Source organism: Pseudomonas sp. EYE_354, from assembly GCF_023148575.1.
In the GTDB taxonomy this organism is placed as follows: Bacteria; Pseudomonadota; Gammaproteobacteria; order Pseudomonadales; family Pseudomonadaceae; genus Aquipseudomonas.
This window is the reverse complement of record NZ_JAHXNQ010000006.1, coordinates 17597-34808: the sequence shown is the minus strand read 5'-3', so window position 1 is coordinate 34808 and position 17212 is coordinate 17597. Positions and strand designations below refer to the sequence as shown.

At 60.9% G+C, this 17212-nt stretch carries 16 protein-coding genes; 9 read left to right on the top strand and 7 right to left on the bottom strand.

Annotation, left to right across the window (positions count from 1 at the left end; translation table 11 throughout):
* Nucleotides 1-178: 178 nt before the first annotated feature.
* The gene (locus KZX66_RS09955) at nt 179-1489 is read right to left on the bottom strand and encodes a Wzz/FepE/Etk N-terminal domain-containing protein (protein ID WP_248078838.1); all 1311 of its coding nucleotides are present in this window, start codon (nt 1487-1489) and stop codon (nt 179-181) included.
* A gap of 397 nt (nt 1490-1886) precedes the next feature.
* On the opposite strand from KZX66_RS09955, the gene KZX66_RS09950 reads away from it, so the two are divergent.
* Complete coding sequence (locus KZX66_RS09950) at nt 1887-2270, top strand: TIGR03067 domain-containing protein (RefSeq protein WP_248078834.1); 384 nt, start codon at nt 1887-1889, stop codon at nt 2268-2270.
* Nucleotides 2271-2413: 143 nt separating this feature from the next.
* Here the strand turns inward: KZX66_RS09950 and KZX66_RS09945 are convergent, their stop codons facing one another.
* Nucleotides 2414-3226, bottom strand: coding sequence for a class I SAM-dependent methyltransferase (locus KZX66_RS09945; RefSeq protein ID WP_248078831.1), 813 nt, complete (start codon nt 3224-3226; stop codon nt 2414-2416).
* A 155-nt stretch (nt 3227-3381) separates the two neighbouring features.
* On the opposite strand from KZX66_RS09945, the gene KZX66_RS09940 reads away from it, so the two are divergent.
* The 3 genes from KZX66_RS09940 to KZX66_RS09930 all read left to right on the top strand — a co-directional run bounded on the left by KZX66_RS09940 (nt 3382) and on the right by KZX66_RS09930 (nt 7804).
* Complete coding sequence (locus tag KZX66_RS09940; RefSeq protein ID WP_248078828.1) at nt 3382-4620, top strand: MFS transporter; 1239 nt, start codon at nt 3382-3384, stop codon at nt 4618-4620.
* A 255-nt stretch (nt 4621-4875) separates the two neighbouring features.
* On the top strand, nt 4876-6462 hold the full coding sequence (locus KZX66_RS09935) for an ABC-F family ATPase (protein WP_248078825.1): 1587 nt from the start codon (nt 4876-4878) through the stop codon (nt 6460-6462).
* Between the two features lie 166 nt (nt 6463-6628).
* The gene (locus KZX66_RS09930) at nt 6629-7804 is read left to right on the top strand and encodes an MFS transporter (RefSeq protein WP_248078822.1); all 1176 of its coding nucleotides are present in this window, start codon (nt 6629-6631) and stop codon (nt 7802-7804) included.
* Here KZX66_RS09930 and KZX66_RS09925 read toward each other — a convergent pair.
* Nucleotides 7798-8835, bottom strand: a complete 1038-nt coding sequence (locus KZX66_RS09925) for a dienelactone hydrolase (protein WP_248078819.1) — start codon at nt 8833-8835, stop codon at nt 7798-7800. The two genes, KZX66_RS09930 and KZX66_RS09925, sit on opposite strands and share 7 nt — an antisense overlap.
* Before the next feature lie 210 nt (nt 8836-9045).
* Complete coding sequence (locus KZX66_RS09920) at nt 9046-9657, bottom strand: FMN-dependent NADH-azoreductase (RefSeq protein ID WP_248078816.1); 612 nt, start codon at nt 9655-9657, stop codon at nt 9046-9048.
* Nucleotides 9658-9782: 125 nt separating this feature from the next.
* Between KZX66_RS09920 and KZX66_RS09915 the strand changes: the two genes are divergently transcribed.
* Both KZX66_RS09915 and KZX66_RS09910 read left to right on the top strand, forming a co-directional pair.
* Entirely contained in the window at nt 9783-10691 is a 909-nt protein-coding gene (locus KZX66_RS09915) for a LysR substrate-binding domain-containing protein (protein ID WP_248078813.1), read from the top strand.
* Nucleotides 10688-11044 (top strand): MmcQ/YjbR family DNA-binding protein, encoded by a 357-nt coding sequence (locus KZX66_RS09910; RefSeq protein ID WP_248078811.1) that lies wholly within the window; start codon nt 10688-10690, stop codon nt 11042-11044. Before KZX66_RS09915 ends, KZX66_RS09910 begins: the two co-directional genes overlap by 4 nt.
* Here the strand turns inward: KZX66_RS09910 and KZX66_RS09905 are convergent.
* Nucleotides 11033-11416 carry a DUF1294 domain-containing protein gene (locus tag KZX66_RS09905; RefSeq protein WP_248078809.1) on the bottom strand — a complete coding sequence of 128 codons (384 nt, stop codon included), beginning with the start codon at nt 11414-11416 and terminating at the stop codon, nt 11033-11035. The two genes, KZX66_RS09910 and KZX66_RS09905, sit on opposite strands and share 12 nt — an antisense overlap.
* Nucleotides 11413-12243: an undecaprenyl-diphosphate phosphatase gene (locus tag KZX66_RS09900; RefSeq protein WP_248078807.1), complete on the bottom strand. Its 831-nt coding sequence runs from the start codon at nt 12241-12243 to the stop codon at nt 11413-11415. Before KZX66_RS09900 ends, KZX66_RS09905 begins: the two co-directional genes overlap by 4 nt.
* Nucleotides 12244-12474: 231 nt before the next feature.
* Here KZX66_RS09900 and KZX66_RS09895 point away from each other — a divergent pair, with 231 nt between their 5' ends.
* From KZX66_RS09895 to KZX66_RS09885, 3 genes are all read left to right on the top strand, one after another.
* Entirely contained in the window at nt 12475-14109 is a 1635-nt protein-coding gene (locus KZX66_RS09895) for a methyl-accepting chemotaxis protein (protein ID WP_248078804.1), read from the top strand.
* 208 nt (nt 14110-14317) lie between these two features.
* Nucleotides 14318-14881, top strand: a complete 564-nt coding sequence (gene pnuC, locus KZX66_RS09890; protein WP_248078800.1) for a nicotinamide riboside transporter PnuC — start codon at nt 14318-14320, stop codon at nt 14879-14881.
* On the top strand, nt 14878-15399 hold the full coding sequence (locus tag KZX66_RS09885) for an AAA family ATPase (protein WP_248078797.1): 522 nt from the start codon (nt 14878-14880) through the stop codon (nt 15397-15399). Before pnuC ends, KZX66_RS09885 begins: the two co-directional genes overlap by 4 nt.
* Nucleotides 15400-15464: 65 nt before the next feature.
* On the opposite strand, the gene ggt is transcribed toward KZX66_RS09885, so the two are convergent.
* A complete protein-coding gene (gene ggt / locus KZX66_RS09880) occupies nt 15465-17189 on the bottom strand; it encodes a gamma-glutamyltransferase (RefSeq protein WP_248078794.1) in 1725 nt (574 codons plus the stop codon).
* Nucleotides 17190-17212 lie beyond the last annotated feature (23 nt).

Sequence of the window (17212 nt, the reverse complement as noted above, 5' to 3'; positions counted from 1 at the left end):
TTCACACCGCCGTCACGAACGGCTGCCTGACAGCCGGTTCGTGACCATTGGCAGTTATTTAGCCACAGTTTGTAACCAAAAGTTAATCAAGAATTGTGAAAAGCTGTCTACTGATTGTGTTGAGCGCGCACTGAGGCGCGCTCGGCGGGTAATGGGTCTGCGAGGGCTCTGGCCCGGCCTACCGCTGTGGTGCAGGACGATCGTCGATCAGCGAAAACGGCCCATTTTCACGGCGTAGCCGCACGAAATGGCGAATCAACGCCAGCAACACACCAAGCATCAAGCCGCCCACCAGGCTCAAGGCAATGATCAAGACCTTTTTCGGCTTGATCGGCGCCAACGGTTCCTGTGCAGGCTGGTCAACGGTCACCAGTTTCAGGGCGCTCATGTCGATATTGAGTGCCCGCAAACGGGCCTCTTCAGCCCGTAACGGTTCGACGTCCTGCAGGAACACATCTTCATTCTTGCGGCTATTGAGCACCTCCACTTCGCGATTGACCTCCAGCATGCGCAGCTCTTTGCCGATCTCCGCCACACGCGGGTGGGTGAAATCGTCGTTGGTTCGCCGCTGTAAGGCTGCCCGCTCCGCTTCAAGAACGTCGGAGCCCATAAAGTACAGGGGAACTTGCTGGTTACTCACTTGCAGTACTTGGTTGGCGCCACGAAACGTATCAGCGCCGATCGCAGCCGGTGTGGTAGGCCCCTTGATGCCGATGGACTTTGCAATCGTGATCGCTTCCGCCAACTCCGCGAGACGGTTGGCGCGCTCGACTTTCATCTGCACACGCAGCGCGGTGAGCTCGTCCTGCAGCCTAGCGCGCTTGACGCTGTCAGTCTCCAGCAGCCTGGCTATTTTTGACTCTTTGTTCGTCTCGTAGTTGCCACGGGCGGCGTCAATCTTGCCCTTGAGTTCGTTAAGACGGTTATTGACGATCACTTTGAGGTCCGCTCCCACCTGAGCGCGCTGCAACACGATGGCATAGTCAACAAAACCGTTGAGGATCGCCGCGCCATCGACATTCGCGGGGTACTGCATCTCCAGGCGCAAGTAGCTATCGGGTGACTCGGACCGCTTCGGGTCCGGCAACACCACTTTGATTGAGTTGCGGTTGAAGTCATCAAAGCTCTGTTCGAGGCTTTGCCCAGGGCGCTGGAAGGCTTCGAACAACGCTGGGTTGGCCTTGAAAAAGCCCATCCGGGCCTCATAGGAGTCCAACTGAGCACCGACTTTGGCCAACGCCTCGCCGGGCGGCAGCTTGTAGACTTCGGAACGGTTGAGCGCGTCCAACTCATTGATCGCGGCAGGCCGCAGCACGCTGCTGACCTGATACACCCTGGGGGTCAGAAGCACGTAACCAAGGCCCAGCAGGCCAGCCAGGATCGTGCAACCGATCACCCATTTTTTTTGGTTCCAGACAGCTTGAAACAACTCAAATAGATCGATCTCGTCCGCCGGCAAATGGCGATTCAGCTGAGGAGCATTGTTCAAAGCGATTACACCCTGATGAGTTGAAATTCCGTGCCCGACCACACAGACCTGGATAACAACTGAATAAACAGGGGGCAGCGTCCAGGCGCACGGCATGCGTGACCCGCGGTTAGCAACGACCCCTCGTCTCACTGAGCAATCACACCTAAGCAGCTAAATGTTTCACTTCAGTTACACGGATGCCATGGCTGATAGACACACAGAGCATAGACGGTTCGTTACAAGACGTTACCCAACGACCGCTCAAGTATTACTAATTGCTTATGTTTAAAGGGAAAAAATTCAGAAAAACGAAAAATTTAGGAAAAATCCTACATTCAGGTAAATTTCAGACGACTCAAAACGCCAGACTTTCCCTAAATACCAACGATTGACCCTTCAGCAAAAAGGAAGTTGCATGTCATCCATTTCCGATCCGGATTATCTCGCCCTCCAAGGTGCCTGGGAGCAAACCTCACTCGAAGACAGTGGCGTGCTCAACCCCACGGATGCCCACAGCGCCCCCGGTGCGATCACCAGCATTTGCGGCGACCGCTTCGAGGTAAAAACGGTCAACGGCGAAGTGTTATTGGCTGGCCGTTTTTTCCTGGACAGCACCACCGTGCCCAAGCGCATTACCTGGGTGGACGCCATTGGGGAGGATGCGGGCAAGCACCTGCCCGCCAGCTATCACCTTGACGAGGATACGTTTGTGTTTATTGCAGCAGATGAAGGTATGCCGCGGCCCGTCTCGTTCAGTACCGGACCCGGCCAAACCATGCGCACATTCGTAAGACGTTAACGAGCCATGCGCCATCCGAAGCATCGACACCCTTTTCACAAGGCCTTCACTTGTGGAGCGATAGGGTGACACCTACCTACTCCAGTGAATCCCCTTAGCCCGCCTATCCTTGCGGGCTTTTTTTTAACCGGCGCAAACCGGTTTCAGGCGCTCTGTTTGATGGCCGTGAGGGTGAAGCACAGGGGCAATTGCGCCGGCTGATGCTCGTATTGATCGTAGAGTTCCTCGCGATTGGAGTGCGCATACTCTTGCAGATGGCTGATCTGCAGATCGGCGCAGATCGCCGCGCTGACCACATCACCCAGGGTATGCACAAACCAATAGGATGTCGGGCCGGCCACCTCGGCCTGCCCCTCATAAACAATGGCCTCCTGGAGCACAAACGGCTCGCGCTGAAAATAGGAGCTCGCGGGCAAGAACGGGTTCTGCGCCCTTGGGTCGAACACCTCAAGGAACGGGTGGGTTTCATACATCACCAGGCTGCCACCGGGTTTCAAGCAACTGGCGACATGCTGCATGAACAGCGCGACGTCCGGCATCCAGCCAAGTACACCTATAGTCACCAAGGCAATGTCGAAGCGCCCCTGCAAGCGTTCCGGCAACTGATGGATATCGCTCTCGATAAATTCCGGCTGGTAGGGCGAACGTTCAGCCAGCTCATTGGCCTGCTGAAGAAACGCCCGAGATTGGTCGACCCCCACCACTGAGCGTGCGCCGAGCCCCAGCAGCGACAAACTCTCCCGGCCGTTGTTGCAGCACAACTGCACCACGTCCTTGCCGGCGACGCCGATGTCTTGCAGCACACCTGTAAGGGTGGGGTCCAGGCAGGAAAACCCAGGATTTGCGACCGCTCTGAGCAGCGCGCTCCAGGTGTCGGTGGTTTTATGCAGATCGGCGGATTGGTCCCAGGCGTCCTTGTTACACGCGATTGCCTGCTGGGCTGAGGGCATGTCCATTTGCATCTCCAGAAGTGATAACAGCGAAGTTCAGAAAGTAAGCCAAGTGCCCTCGGAATAAAACCCCGGGGACCGTGCGAAACTTAACGCGTGGTCAATAGGTCATTTAGCCATTGACTGTTCAGCTCCTGAACGCATTCGCCGAAGATCTCGCCGTGGCCACACACTCCGACCCGCGTAATACGCTGTCTCTGGACAGTCTGAATTTCTTCCTGGCCGATGTCCGCGACGGCCTCGGCCCCTACCTCGCCATTTACCTGCTGGCCGTGCACCAATGGGACCCTGCCAGCATCGGCGTGGTGATGACCCTGGCCGGCATCGCCGCCTTGGTCGCACAGGGCCCGGCAGGCGCGTTGATTGACCGCACGCGCAGCAAGCGAGCCGTGATCGCCTTGGCGGCGCTGCTGGTGACGGCCAGTTGCCTGGTACTGCCGTTTGTCAGCTCGTTCGGTTGGGTGGCATTAACCCAGGCCGCCAGCGCCATTGCCGCCTCGGTGTTCGCCCCGGCGATTTCCGCGATTTCCCTGGGGATCACCGGGCCGCGCGCCTTTACCCGCCGCACCGGGCGCAACGAAACCTTCAACCACGCAGGCAATGCGGTGGCCGCGTTGCTGGCGGGTGGCCTGGCGTACCTGTTCGGTCCTGTGGTGGTGTTTTACCTGATGGCCTTTATGGCCGTGGCCAGCGTCGTCGCGATCAGTTGCGTATCGGCTGCTGCGATAGACCATGACGTCGCCCGCGGCTTCGACCCGGCCCATCACACCGAAGATGAACAGCCGTCCGGCATCAAGGTGTTGTTGGCGAACCGTCCACTGCTGCTGTTTGCCATTTGCTGCGCGTTGTTTCACTTGGCCAACGCCGCGATGTTGCCGCTGGTCAGCCAGAAGCTCTCGCAGATCAACCTGCAGATGGCCACGCCATTGACCTCGGCGTGCATCGTCGCCGCGCAACTGGTGATGGTGCCGGTGGCCTGGATGGTGGGCCTCAAAGCCGATCTGTGGGGGCGCAAACCGTTGTTGCTGCTGGGGTTCATGATTTTGCCGGTACGCGGCGTTCTGTACACCCTGTCCAACGACCCTTACTGGCTGGTGGCGGTACAACTGCTCGACGGCGTTGGCGCTGGGATCTTCGGCGCGTTGTTCCCGGTGATCGTCAAGGATCTCACCCAGGGCACTGGTCGCTTCAACGTCAGCCTCGGGGCATTGTCCACAGTGTTTGGTCTGGGCGCCGCGCTGAGCAGCAGCCTGGCCGGGTTCGTGGTGCAACAAGCCGGTTACAACGCCGCGTTTATGACCCTGGCGGGCGTAGCGGCCGTCGCATTGGCGCTGTTATGGCTGGCGATGCCGGAGACCTTGGCTAAACCTTCTTTCGTGGGGGATGCAACGGTGGCTTGACCTGCGTGGGTGACAAATGAGCGCCGGGGTGCAGCGACAGGTATAGCGCTGCCGCCCGGCGTCCCCCCAGGCCCTCGCCGGCCATCTTTCGTCCGCCATACAACTGTCGCGCTACATATGCGACAATGCGCGCCAAATTCCAACACACATCCCCATTTTTTGCTCAGCGACCGGGTTTCGCACCTTGATGTCGCTGTTGATGCATGCCTGACGGCGCCTGCTGCCACGCTCGCAACCCATTGATAGGTAAAGTAATTGATCTCCACAGCTAACATCACCATGCAGTTTGGCGCCAAGCCGCTCTTCGAGAACGTCTCGGTCAAGTTCGGCGCCGGCAACCGTTATGGTTTGATCGGTGCCAACGGTTGCGGCAAGTCGACCTTCATGAAAATCCTCGGCGGCGACCTTGATCCGTCCGGCGGCCAAGTCATGCTCGAGCCGAACGTGCGCCTGGGTAAACTGCGCCAGGATCAGTTCGCCTACGAAGAATTCAACGTGATCGACACCGTGATCATGGGTCACGAAGAGCTGTGGAAGGTCAAGGCCGAGCGCGACCGCATCTATTCGCTGCCGGAAATGAGCGAAGAAGACGGCATGGCCGTAGCGGAGCTGGAAACCGAGTTCGCTGAAATGGACGGCTACACCGCCGAATCCCGTGCCGGTGAATTGCTGCTGGGCCTGGGTATCGGCATCGAGCAGCACTTCGGCCCGATGAGTGAAGTGTCCCCAGGCTGGAAGCTGCGTGTCTTGCTCGCCCAGGCTCTGTTCTCGGACCCGGAAGTGTTGCTGCTCGACGAACCGACGAACCACCTGGACATCAACACCATTCGCTGGCTGGAAAACGTGCTGACCCAGCGTAACAGCCTGATGATCATCATCTCTCACGACCGTCACTTCCTGAACAGCGTGTGCACCCACATGGCTGACCTGGACTACGGCGAGCTGCGCCTGTTCCCGGGCAACTACGACGAATACATGACCGTGGCGACCCAGTCCCGCGAGCAACTGCTGTCGGACAACGCCAAGAAGAAGGCGCAGATCTCCGAGCTGCAATCCTTCGTCAGCCGCTTCTCGGCCAACGCCTCGAAAGCCAAGCAGGCCACGTCCCGCGCCAAAGCGATCGACAAGATCCAACTGGCCGAGGTCAAGCCTTCGAGCCGCGTGAGCCCGTTCATCCGCTTCGAGCAAACCAAGAAGCTGCACCGCCAGGCAGTCATCGTCGAACGCATGGCCAAAGGCTTCGACGGCAAGACGCTGTTCAAGGACTTCAGCTTCCAGGTTGAAGCCGGCGAACGCGTGGCGATCATCGGCCCGAACGGCATCGGCAAAACCACCCTGCTGCGCACCCTGGTCAACGAACTGACCCCGGATGCCGGTAGCGTGAAGTGGACCGACGCCGCGGAACTGGGCTACTACGCCCAGGACCACGCCCACGACTTCGAAGACGACGTCACCCTGTTCGACTGGATGGGCCAGTGGGCCCAAGGCGAGCAAGTGATCCGTGGCACCCTCGGCCGCATGCTGTTCTCCAACGACGAGATCCAGAAGTCCGTCAAAGTGATCTCCGGTGGTGAGCAAGGGCGCATGCTGTTCGGCAAGCTGATCCTGCAAAAGCCGAACGTGTTGATCATGGACGAACCGACCAACCACTTGGACATGGAATCCATCGAAGCCCTCAACCTGGCGCTGGAGAACTACCCGGGCACGCTGATCTTCGTCAGCCACGACCGTGAGTTCGTATCGTCCCTGGCCACACGCATCATCGAGTTGAGCGCCGATGGCGTGATCGACTTCAGCGGCACCTACGACGATTACCTGCGTAGCCAGGGCGTCGTGTTCTAAACAGCGCCCGCACCACGCAAAAGCCCCGTCCAGCGTGACGGGGCTTTTTGCATGTGCAGGCAGATACCTTCCCCCACGCAGAAGGTTTTAAAGGTCGTTAGCCAGCTTCCTTTTCTCCCAGGCCCTTGCCATGATGCCCTCACCGCCCGCCCGCGAATAAGTGCCCATGTCGACCGCCGCCCCCTCCTCCCTGTCGATCACCCTGCAGATTGTCTCCATCGTGTTCTATACGTTCATCGCCTTCATCTGCATCGGTCTGCCGATTGCGGTCATACCAGGCTTTGTTCACGAGCAACTGGGGTTCAGCGCGATCGTGGCCGGGATCACCATCGGCTCGCAATACCTGGCGACCCTGCTCAGTCGCCCGATGGCCGGGCGCATGTCGGACAACGTCGGTACCAAACGCGCGATCGTGATGGGGCTGGCCGGCATTTTGGTGAGCGGCGTGCTGACGTTTTTCGCGACCCTGCTGCAGAGCTGGCCCACGGTGAGCCTGGGGGTTCTGATCGGCGCCCGGCTGCTGCTCGGCGTGGCCCAAGGCTTGATCGGCGTGGGCACCATCAGTTGGTGCATGGGCCAGGTGGGTGCCGAGCATACCGCGCGCTCGATCTCCTGGAATGGCATCGCCTCCTATGGCGCGATCGCGATCGGCGCACCGCTGGGCGTGGTGATGGTCGCCGACTATGGCTACGACAGCTTGGGCATTGCCCTGGCGGTGCTCGCCGGGCTGGGCCTGGTGCTGATCCGCAACAAGCCGTCGGTGCCCGTGGTGCGCGGCGAACGCCTGCCGTTCCGGGCGGTGTTCGGGCGTATCGCGCCGTTTGGCGCCAGCCTGTGCCTGGCCTCGATCGGCTACGGCACCCTCACCACCTTTATCACCCTTTATTACCTCAGTCGCGGCTGGGCCGGCGCGGCGTACTGCCTCACGGTGTTTGGCGCGTGTTTTATTCTGGCGCGGCTGGTGTTTATCTCGGCCATCAGCCGCTTCGGTGGCTTTCGCGCGGCCATCGGCTGCATGGTGATCGAGACCCTGGGCTTGGCGCTGCTCTGGCTGGCGCCCACCACCGGCGTGGCCTTGATCGGCGCCGGGCTGACCGGCTTTGGTTTGTCGCTGGTGTACCCGGCGCTGGGCGTAGAAGCCATCAAGCAAGTGCCCAACAGCAGCCGTGGGGCCGGTTTGAGTGCGTACGCGGTGTTCTTCGACTTGGCCCTCGCGATTGCAGGGCCGTTGATGGGGTTTGTGGCGCTGAACCTCGGTTACGGCTGGATCTTCTTTTGCGCGGCCCTGTTGTCGCTCACAGGCCTGGGCCTGACCTTGCTGCTCAAACGCCAGGCTTACTGATCGGCCGTCTGCAGGCCGGCGCGGGAAGGTTCGCTGAGGGCGTGAGCGAAAAAGCGCCCGGCTTCGGAGACCAGGTCGCGGTGAATGCCTTCGCGGTCGACGCCGTCGGCATCGGTGCAAAGCGCCGGCATCGCGGCCAATTGGTCACTGTCGCACGGCGCCATGAACACAAAGTGCCCAGCCCCGGCCAGCAGTTTGAAATCAGGCGGCTGCGGCAGTTTGCGCGCAAGGGCTGCGGCGTTTTTGTCCACGGCCACCAGTTTGTCGCCATCGCCACTGTAGAGCAGCACCGGCACGTGCACGTCGGCCAGGGTATGCCGACCGAACATCAGGCTCAGCGGCGCCATCAACATCAGTGCATGAATGCGGGGGTCCGATTGCGGCTGCAAGTCATCACGGTCCACCACCAGCTCGCCTTTGGTGGTGCACGCGTCGCGGTCTTCCGGGCGTTCCTGGCAGTAGCGACGCAGGCGATCGAAATCCGGCTTGGCGCCCGCCAGAATCAATGCGGTCTCGCCGCCGGCGGAATAGCCGATCACCCCCACTTGGTCGATGTCAACGAACGGCGACAGCATCGGGTCGGCCAGAGTGGCGGTGATCGCTTCGGAAATCTGAATCGGCCGACCGTACAGGTTACTCACGGTGCCCAGGCGGCTGTGGTCCTTGTAGTTGTCGCCAGGGTGCAACACCGCCACCACCACAAAGCCTTTGCGCGCCAGGGATGTGGCCAGGTCATGCAACGCCAGGGGCGTGCCGGTGTTGCCGTGGGACAGCATCAGCATCGGGAACCGCCCGATGGCGATCTTGGCGTCTTCGCTGGCGGCAACGTGATAGGGGCCCAGTTGCGTAGCGTGCTCGGTGTCGGTGGACGGGTAGAACGCGATGGCCTTCATCGGCTGCAGATCCAGCGGGTCGAGAAAACTCATGCGATGAAAACCCACGCTCCAATGGGGGGGCGGCGCGGGCGCGGCGTGCACTGAAACCAGGCTGCCGAGCAGGGAAAGAACCATAACAGCCCAAAGACGCATCATGGGGACGTCCACCTTTGCTGCGTGAGAACCGACATGTCGAATGAGAAGTCCAGGTATTGAACCCATGCTTGCACAACCTGGGCCACATCAGAGCAGACAGCGGGGAAACGAAAAAACTCCGTACTCCGATCGCGTTCAGGCGAGCAGAATACAGAGTTTAGGCGCCCGGTTTCAGAATGAAACAGAGAACAGCTGAAATTTACATAAGCCTTACGCAGCGGTGAACAATTGTTCGCTAATCAATACGTTGGCGTCGTCCATGGCTTTGCTGCGCACTTCATCACCATAGGCCAACCCTTCGGCGCGCACGATTTCGATATCGGTGATGCCAAGGAAGCCAAACAGCAATTTCAGGTAGCCTTCATGGGCCGCGCCGGACGCTTGACCGGCGTGCATGCCACCGGCGGTGGAGACAATGATCACCTTCTTGTTACCGCACAGCCCTTCCGGGCCCGCTTCGGTGTAACGAAAGGTCTGGCCGGCGACCGCGATGCGGTCGATCCAGGCTTTGAGTTGGGTCGGGATGGTGAAGTTGTACATCGGTGCACCGACAACGATGGCATCGGCCGCAAGGAATTCAGCCAGGGACGTCGCACTCAGCTGCGCCTCATGCTTTTGCGCCGCGTCACGCAGTTCAGCGGCCGTGCCCAATGCACCCAGGGTAGCGCCGGAGAAGTGGTTGATCGCATCGCTGGCCAGGTCGCGATAGGTGACTTCCACATTCGGCTCAGCCGCTTGCCAGGCTTTCACAACACCAGCGCTGAGCTGACGGGAAGCCGAGTTGTCGCCGAGGATGCTGGAATCGATGTGCAACAGTTTCATGGTGGATCTCCGAGGTGGGATCGACGAGGGCGATCTGATGGCGGTGATGCTACGCATGAAACCAATGGTCGATAAGACGCCTTAAATGCGATAGTTTGTCCCACTGACAGGACAATAGGCCGACCATGCAAGACCTCAATGACCTTTACTATTTCGCCAAAGTCGTCGAGGCCGGCGGTTTTGCCGCTGCCGGGCGTCTGATGGGCATTCCCAAGTCGCGGCTGTCGCGGCGCATCGCCGAGCTGGAAGAGCGCCTGGGCGCGCGCCTGTTGCAACGCACCACCCGCCAATTGACCCTCACCGCCGTCGGTGAACGCTACCTGCGCCATTGCCAGGCCATGCTGCTGGAGGCCGAGATGGCCGACGAGGCCGTGGCCAGTATGTCCAGTGAACCCCGTGGGCGTTTACGGGTGACGTGCCCGGTGGGGTTGGCACAAAACTTCATGCCGGATGTGGTCGCAGGTTTTTTAGCGGCTTACCCTCAGGTTCAGTTGGAAATGACCCTGGTCAACCGCCGGGTCGACCTGGTGGCCGAAGGCATCGACGTTGCTTTGCGTGTGCGCGAGCTGGGTGACGAGGACCCACTGCTGGTGACCAAGCGCCTGCGCCCTGCCCAGACTGCTTTGGTGGCCAGCCCGGGGTTCCTGCTCGGCAAACAGATCAATACCCTCGACGACCTCAAGCAACTGCCGATACTCGGCGCACTGGAGGCCGACCGCATGGTGCACCAGCGCCTGCTCGACCCTCAGGGCAATCCCCACGACCTGGTGATGGAACCGCGCCTGGGCATCGATGATTTCAATGTGCGCAAGGCCAGCGCCATCATGGGGTTGGGGTTTACCGTGCTGCCGCTGATGTATTGCGAAGAGGAACTGGCCAGTGGCCGCTTGGTGCAACTGCTGCCGCATTGGTCATTGCCGGGCGGCTGGTTACAGGCCGTGTACCCGCACCGGCGTGGCGTGCTGCCGGCCATTCGTGCCTGGATCGATTACCTGGAAGAGGGCTTTAAAAGCTGCGGAGATCGACTGCTATGAAGATGACCGAAGAACAGGTCGCCGCGTTCTGCCTCAGCCTGCCCGGCGCGCGGGAAGACTATAAATGGGGCGGCGTGCGCGTGTTCTCGATTGCCGGCAACAAGATGTTTGCGTTGCAGAACCTGCGCGGCGAGTCGCTGGCGTTCAAGGTCGATAAAGAACTGTTCCTCGGCCATGTGGACCGCCCCGGCATCCACCCCGCGCCGTACCTGGCTCGCGCGCAGTGGATCATCATGAACACGCCCTACCCGCTGGGCGCCGAAGAACTGCGTGGTTTGTTGCAACGCTCCCACCAACTGGTGGTGGGCAAGCTGCCCAAACGCACGCAGATCGGGTTGTTGCTAGAGCACTGACAACACGGTGCCGCCCAGGAACAACTGGTCTAACCAGAACACCTGGTGCAGCAACACGATCACCCAGAACAGCACCTGGTAAGACACCTTGCGCGTCTTGTGCCGGAACACCTGCTGGGCGATCAGCGCCCCCGGCCAGCCGCCCGCCAGTTCGACGGCGTGCAGGATGTTTTCAGGGATGCGCCAACGGTCGGTGCGGGCCTTTTGCTTGTCGCTCCAGTACAGCAGAAACGCGATCACGCTGACCACGCCATAAGCCAGCAGCGGCATCACGGTTTCGCCGCGATGCCACACCAATACCGAGCCCAACAACGGCGCCGTGCACAGCAGCGCAAAGATTGCGGCCTTCAGGCGCGGATGCTGGATGTTCATGCCTTGGCTGCCGCCCAATCGATCCAACCGAACTGCCAGGTGGCCAGAATCAGCAGGCCAAACCCGATGCGGTACCAGGCAAACGCCGCGTAGCTATGGCTGGCGATGAACTTGAGCAGGCCCTTGACCGCGATCATCGCGAAGATGAACGAGGTGATAAAACCCACCGCGAACACCGGCAAGTCCGCCGGTTGGAACAGGTCACGGTACTTATAGCCCGAGTACACCGCCGCGCCGACCATGGTAGGCATGGCCAGGAAGAACGAGAACTCCGTGGCGGTCTTGCGCGAGAGGCCGAACAGCAGGCCGCCAATGATGGTCGAGCCGGAGCGCGAAGTGCCCGGGATCATCGCCAGACACTGGGCAAAGCCCACCTTGAGCGCGTCTTTCCAGGTGATGTCGTCGACGGTCTGAGCATGCACTTCATGCTCACGGCGCTCGGCCCACAGCATGATGATGCCGCCCACCACCAGGGCCGTGGCCACAGTGATCGGGTTAAACAGGTAATGATGGATCAGGTCGGCGAAGATCACCCCCAGCACCACGGCCGGCAGGAACGCGATCAACAGGTTAACGGTGAAACGCTGGGCATTGCGCTGCGTGGGCAAGCCCGTCACGACGTCGAGGATCTTGCGCCGGAACTCCCAGACCACTGCCAAAATGGCGCCAAGCTGGATAATGATGTTGAACGCCATCGCACGCTCGCCGCCGAAGTCGAGCAAATCGGCGACGATGATCTGGTGGCCGGTGCTGGAGATCGGCAGGAACTCGGTCAGCCCCTCCACTACGCCAAGAATCAATGCCTGAATGGCGGTCCAAAAATCCATGCTTCCCCCAAAGGTCATGCGCCATGGCATGCCTTGTTAGTCTTTTTTAATGGTTCACTGACGACGAGCGCACTGAAGGCCGGCGTTGATAACGGTCAACGCCGGCCTGCAAAAATGCTGTGAAAATCAAGCAGTACTAAGGTTTTACGATTACGGGCCGAAAGCCTATCAGACAAGGCGTAAAAGTCGATGCAACGCCCACAATTATAAAAGCCCGGAGTGACAGGACGAATGAACAGTTTGCGCAACATGTCGATCAGCCGACGCCTGTGGCTGATCCTGATCGTCGCCGTGCTGATGCTGATGGCCCTGGGTTTGCTGATGCTCAAGCAGATCCACGACGACCTTTACCAGGCCAAGCGCCAACAGACCCAGCACGTGGTCCAGACCGCCAGCGGCATCCTGACGTTTTATCACTCACTCGAAACCACCGGTGTGATGACCCGCGAAGCGGCACAGAAACAAGCCCTGAGTGCTGTGCGCGGTTTGCGCTACGACCATGACGACTATTTCTGGATCAACGACCTCACCCCCGTGATGGTCATGCACCCGGCCAACCCCAAACTGGATGGCCAGAATCTGTCGGCCATTCGTGACCCTGACGGCTTTGCCATATTCAACGAGTTCGTCAGCCTGGCGAAGGCCAAGGGCGCCGGTATCGTCAACTACCGCTGGCCCAAGCCGGGTGCCGACGCACCGGTCGCCAAGACCTCATACATCCAATTGTTTGAACCCTGGGGCTGGATTATCGGCTCCGGCGTTTACGTGGACGACGTGCAGGCCGAATTCAACGCTCAGGTGTGGAAAGCGTCGTTTATCGTGCTGGGCATCGCGTTGGTGATGGGCTTGCTGGTGTCGTTGATCGCCCGCAGCATCGTGCGTCCGCTGCAGGCAGCGGTGAATGCCATGGGCAATATCGCCAGCGGCGAAAGCGACCTGACACGCAGCCTCGACACCCACGGCCGTGACGAAGTGACGCAACTGTCCCAGCACTTCAACAGCTTCACCGCCAAGCTGCGCCAAGTGGTCAGCCAGTTGCAATCCTGCGCCAACGCCCTGGGCCAGTCGTCCGCGGAGCTGGGCACCAACGCCAGCCAGGCCCATGACCGCAGCCAGCAGCAGTCACAGCAGATGGAACTGGTGGCCACCGCCATCAATGAAGTGACCTACGGCGTGCAGGACGTGGCCAAAAACGCCGAACACGCCGCCAGCGAGATGCGCGAAGCCCAAGCCCAGGCCCAGCAAGGCCAGGTGAATATCGACGGCAGCCTGCAACGGATCGACCAGCTCTCCACCACCATCAGCCAGGCCGTGGAAGTGATTCGCACCCTGTCCAGTGAAAGCACGCAGATTGGCGGTGTACTGGAAGTCATCCGCTCCATCGCCGACCAGACCAACCTGCTGGCCCTGAACGCTGCCATCGAAGCGGCGCGCGCCGGCGAGCAAGGTCGCGGGTTCGCCGTGGTGGCCGATGAGGTCCGTCTGCTGGCCCAGCGTACGCAAAAATCCACCGCCGAAATCCAGGTGATGATTGAGCGTCTGCAAAGCCACTCGGAAGCTGCGGTCAAGGTGATCAGTGACAGCCATAGCGCGTCGCAACTGACCATTGAGCAAGCGGGCCTGGCCGGTGAAAGCCTGAACGCCATCGGCCAGGCGCTGCGCAACCTCAACGGCCTGAACGCCTCGATCGCCAGCGCCACGCTGCAACAGGCCCACGTGGTGGAAGACATCAACCAGAACGTCACCCAAGCGGCGGGGTTGTCCCACAGCACGGCGGTCGCCGCGGAACAGTCGAGCCTGGCCAGTGCCCAGTTGCGCGGGTTGAGTGAGCAGTTGGATGGGTTGTTGCGCCAGTTCAAGGTGTGATGCTGCGGGAGCGGGCTGTGAAGCGGTGCCGGGAAGTAGCACGGTAAGGCATTTTTGTGGAACTGCTGCGCAGTCCGGCGCGGGGCAAGTTCGCTCTCCACGGCACGTTCGCCCATGGCGGCGAGCCCGGTCTCGACAAAGTCGGCGCCTGCACGAGGCCGTCTTTGGTTACAATCAGCGCCCTCTCCCACTCCCCAAAGGATCCGCCATGTCCGGGCTTGAACTGTTCGCCGCTGCCCTGGGGGTAATCGCTGTCTGGCTGACGGTCAAGCAAAACCCTTGGTGCTGGCCCATCGGCCTGGTGATGGTGCTGTTGTACACCTGGGTGTTTTATGACGTGAAACTCTATTCCGACATGCTGCTGCAGGTGGTCTATGCCGGCCTGCAATTGTATGGCTGGTGGCAATGGACCCGCGCCGGCGAGGTCAGGCAAGGCCGCCAGGTCAGCAGCCTGGGTTGGCCGGCGATCATCACCAGCCTGGCCATCGGCGCAACGGGCAGCCTGTTGCTCGGTGCCGCCATGGCCCACTGGACCGACGCCGCCCAACCGTGGCTCGACGCCGCCCTCACCGGCTTCAGCCTGGTGGCGCAAATGTGGATGGCGCAAAAACGCGTGCAGTGCTGGCCGTTGTGGATCGTCGTCGACGTGATCTTCGTCGGGCTGTTCCTCTATAAAGGCCTCTATCTCACCGCTGCGCTCTATGCTTTGTTCACCGTGATCGCCGTGCAAGGCTGGCGCGACTGGCGCGCCGACCCGGCGCTGCAATCGTGAAGGTGGTGGTGTTGGCGGGCCCCGAGTCCAGCGGTAAAAGCTGGCTGGCCGCCGAGTTGCACGCGCAGTTCGGTGGTTTGATGGTGGGCGAATACGTTCGGCACTTTATCGATCACCATCAGCGCGATACGTGCCTGGCGGACATCCCCGCCATCGCCCACGGCCAACTGGCGTGGGAAGACGCTGCGCGCGCAGCGCAACCCCACCTGCTGATCCTCGACACTCACCTGCTCACCAACAAGCTGTGGAGCCAGACCCTGTTCGGCGACTACCCGGCGTGGCTCGACGATGAGCTGCTGGCCCGTGATTACGACCTGCACCTGCTGCTCTCGCCCGAAGAGGTGGAGTGGACCGCCGACGGCCAGCGTTGCCAACCGGAACTGGCGGACCGGCGTGCATTCTTCCAGGACAGCCTGGCGTGGCTGCAACAGCACCACCAGCCCATGCGGGTCATCAGCGGAGATTGGGAGGCGCGCCGCGCCGCAGCGTTTGCTGCGGTAGAACAGCTCTTGCGGTGAGCGGGCTCCCTGCCAACAGCAGGCCCGCTCACAACAGCAAGCCCGCTGATAACAGGTCGGCGAGGTTAGTAGCCCAGGGACAGGCCAGTGTTGCGCCGTGGGTCATTCGCGCCGTAGAAGCGGTTGTTACCCACCGGTTTACCGTCTAACGAAGGCGCCCCTACCAGAATCGCCGCCAAGTGGTTGGCATCCTGCGGCCCTGCAAACGTGTGGCCCCAGCTTTCGAGGATTTTCTGGGTGTCCGGGCTGACGGCGAAGGTTTCCAGGTTGGTGGTTTGCGGCATCCACTGTTGGTGGAAACGCGGCGCGTCCACCGCTTCCTGAATGTTCATCTTGTAGTCGATCACGTTCAGGATCGTCAGCAGGGTTGCGGTAATGATGCGACTGCCACCAGGCGTGCCCACCACCATCACGGCCTTGCCATCTTTGGTCACGATGGTCGGGCTCATCGACGACAGCGGCGCCTTGCCAGGGGCGATGGCGTTGGCTTCGCCCTGAACCAGCCCGTACATGTTCGGCACGCCGACCTTGACCGTGAAATCATCCATTTCATCATTGAGGATCACCCCGGTCTTGCTGGCCATCACGCCCGCGCCGAACCAGTCGTTAAGGGTGTACGTGACGGAGACCGCGTTGCCCCACTTGTCGACGATGGAATAGTGCGTGGTGTTGTTGCCTTCATGGGGCGACACGCCCGGTTTGATCGCCTGGGAATCCCCGGCTTTCTGCGGTTCGATGGCGGCACGCAGTTTGGTGGCGTAGTCCTTGTCCAGCAGGTGGGCGATCGGGTTCTTCACGAAATCCGGATCGCCAAGGTAGCTGTTACGGTCCACATAGGCGTGGCGCATCGCTTCGATCTGATAATGCAGACCCTGCGCCGAGTGGTAGCCGAGCTCGGCCATCGGGTAGCCTTCGAGGATGTTCATGATCTGGCAGATCACCACACCGCCCGAGCTCGGCGGCGGCGCGGAAACCACGTGGTAGCCGCGGTAGTCACACTCGATGGGCGCCAGTTCACGGGTCTTGTAGGTGTCGAGGTCCGCCTGGGTGATGATGCCTTTGCCGGCCTGGCTGGAATCGACCAATGCCTTGGCCACCCAGCCTTTATAGAAACCGTCGGTGCCCTTGGCGGAGATCTCCTTGAGGGTCTTGGCCAGGTCCTTCTGCACCAGCTTCTGGCCGACCTGCAGCGGCTGGCCGTTGTGCAGGAAGATGCCGCGCAGGTCCTTGTCTTTCTCGAACTCGCCGGTGGCGGTGTGCAGCAGGTCGATATCACCCTGCTCCAGGGCAAAGCCGTTTTCCGCCAGCTTGATCGCCGGGGCAATCACCTGGGCGCGCTTGAGGGTGCCGTATTTGCTCAGGGCCAGCTCCATGCCGGAGACCGTGCCGGGCACGCCGACCGCCAGGTGGCCCTTGGCGCTCAGGCCTTCAATGACGTTGCCGTCCTTGTCCAGGTACATGTTGGCGGTCGCCGCCAGCGGGGCTTTTTCGCGGAAGTCGAGGAAGGTCTTGCGCCCGTCCGCCAGTTGCACGGTCATGAAACCGCCGCCGCCCAGGTTACCCGCCGCCGGGTAGACCACCGCCAGTGCGTAGCCCACCGCCACCGCCGCATCCACCGCGTTGCCGCCGGCCTTGAGCACGTCCACGCCCACATGAGTGGCCAAATGCTGGGCCGTGACCACCATGCCGTTTTCACCGGCCACCGGGGCCTGGGAAGCGGCATGCACACCACTGACCGTCAACACCAGGGCAGTGGCAATCAAGGTTCGGCTGAAGGGTTGGTATTTCATCCATGGCTACTCTGATTATTGAG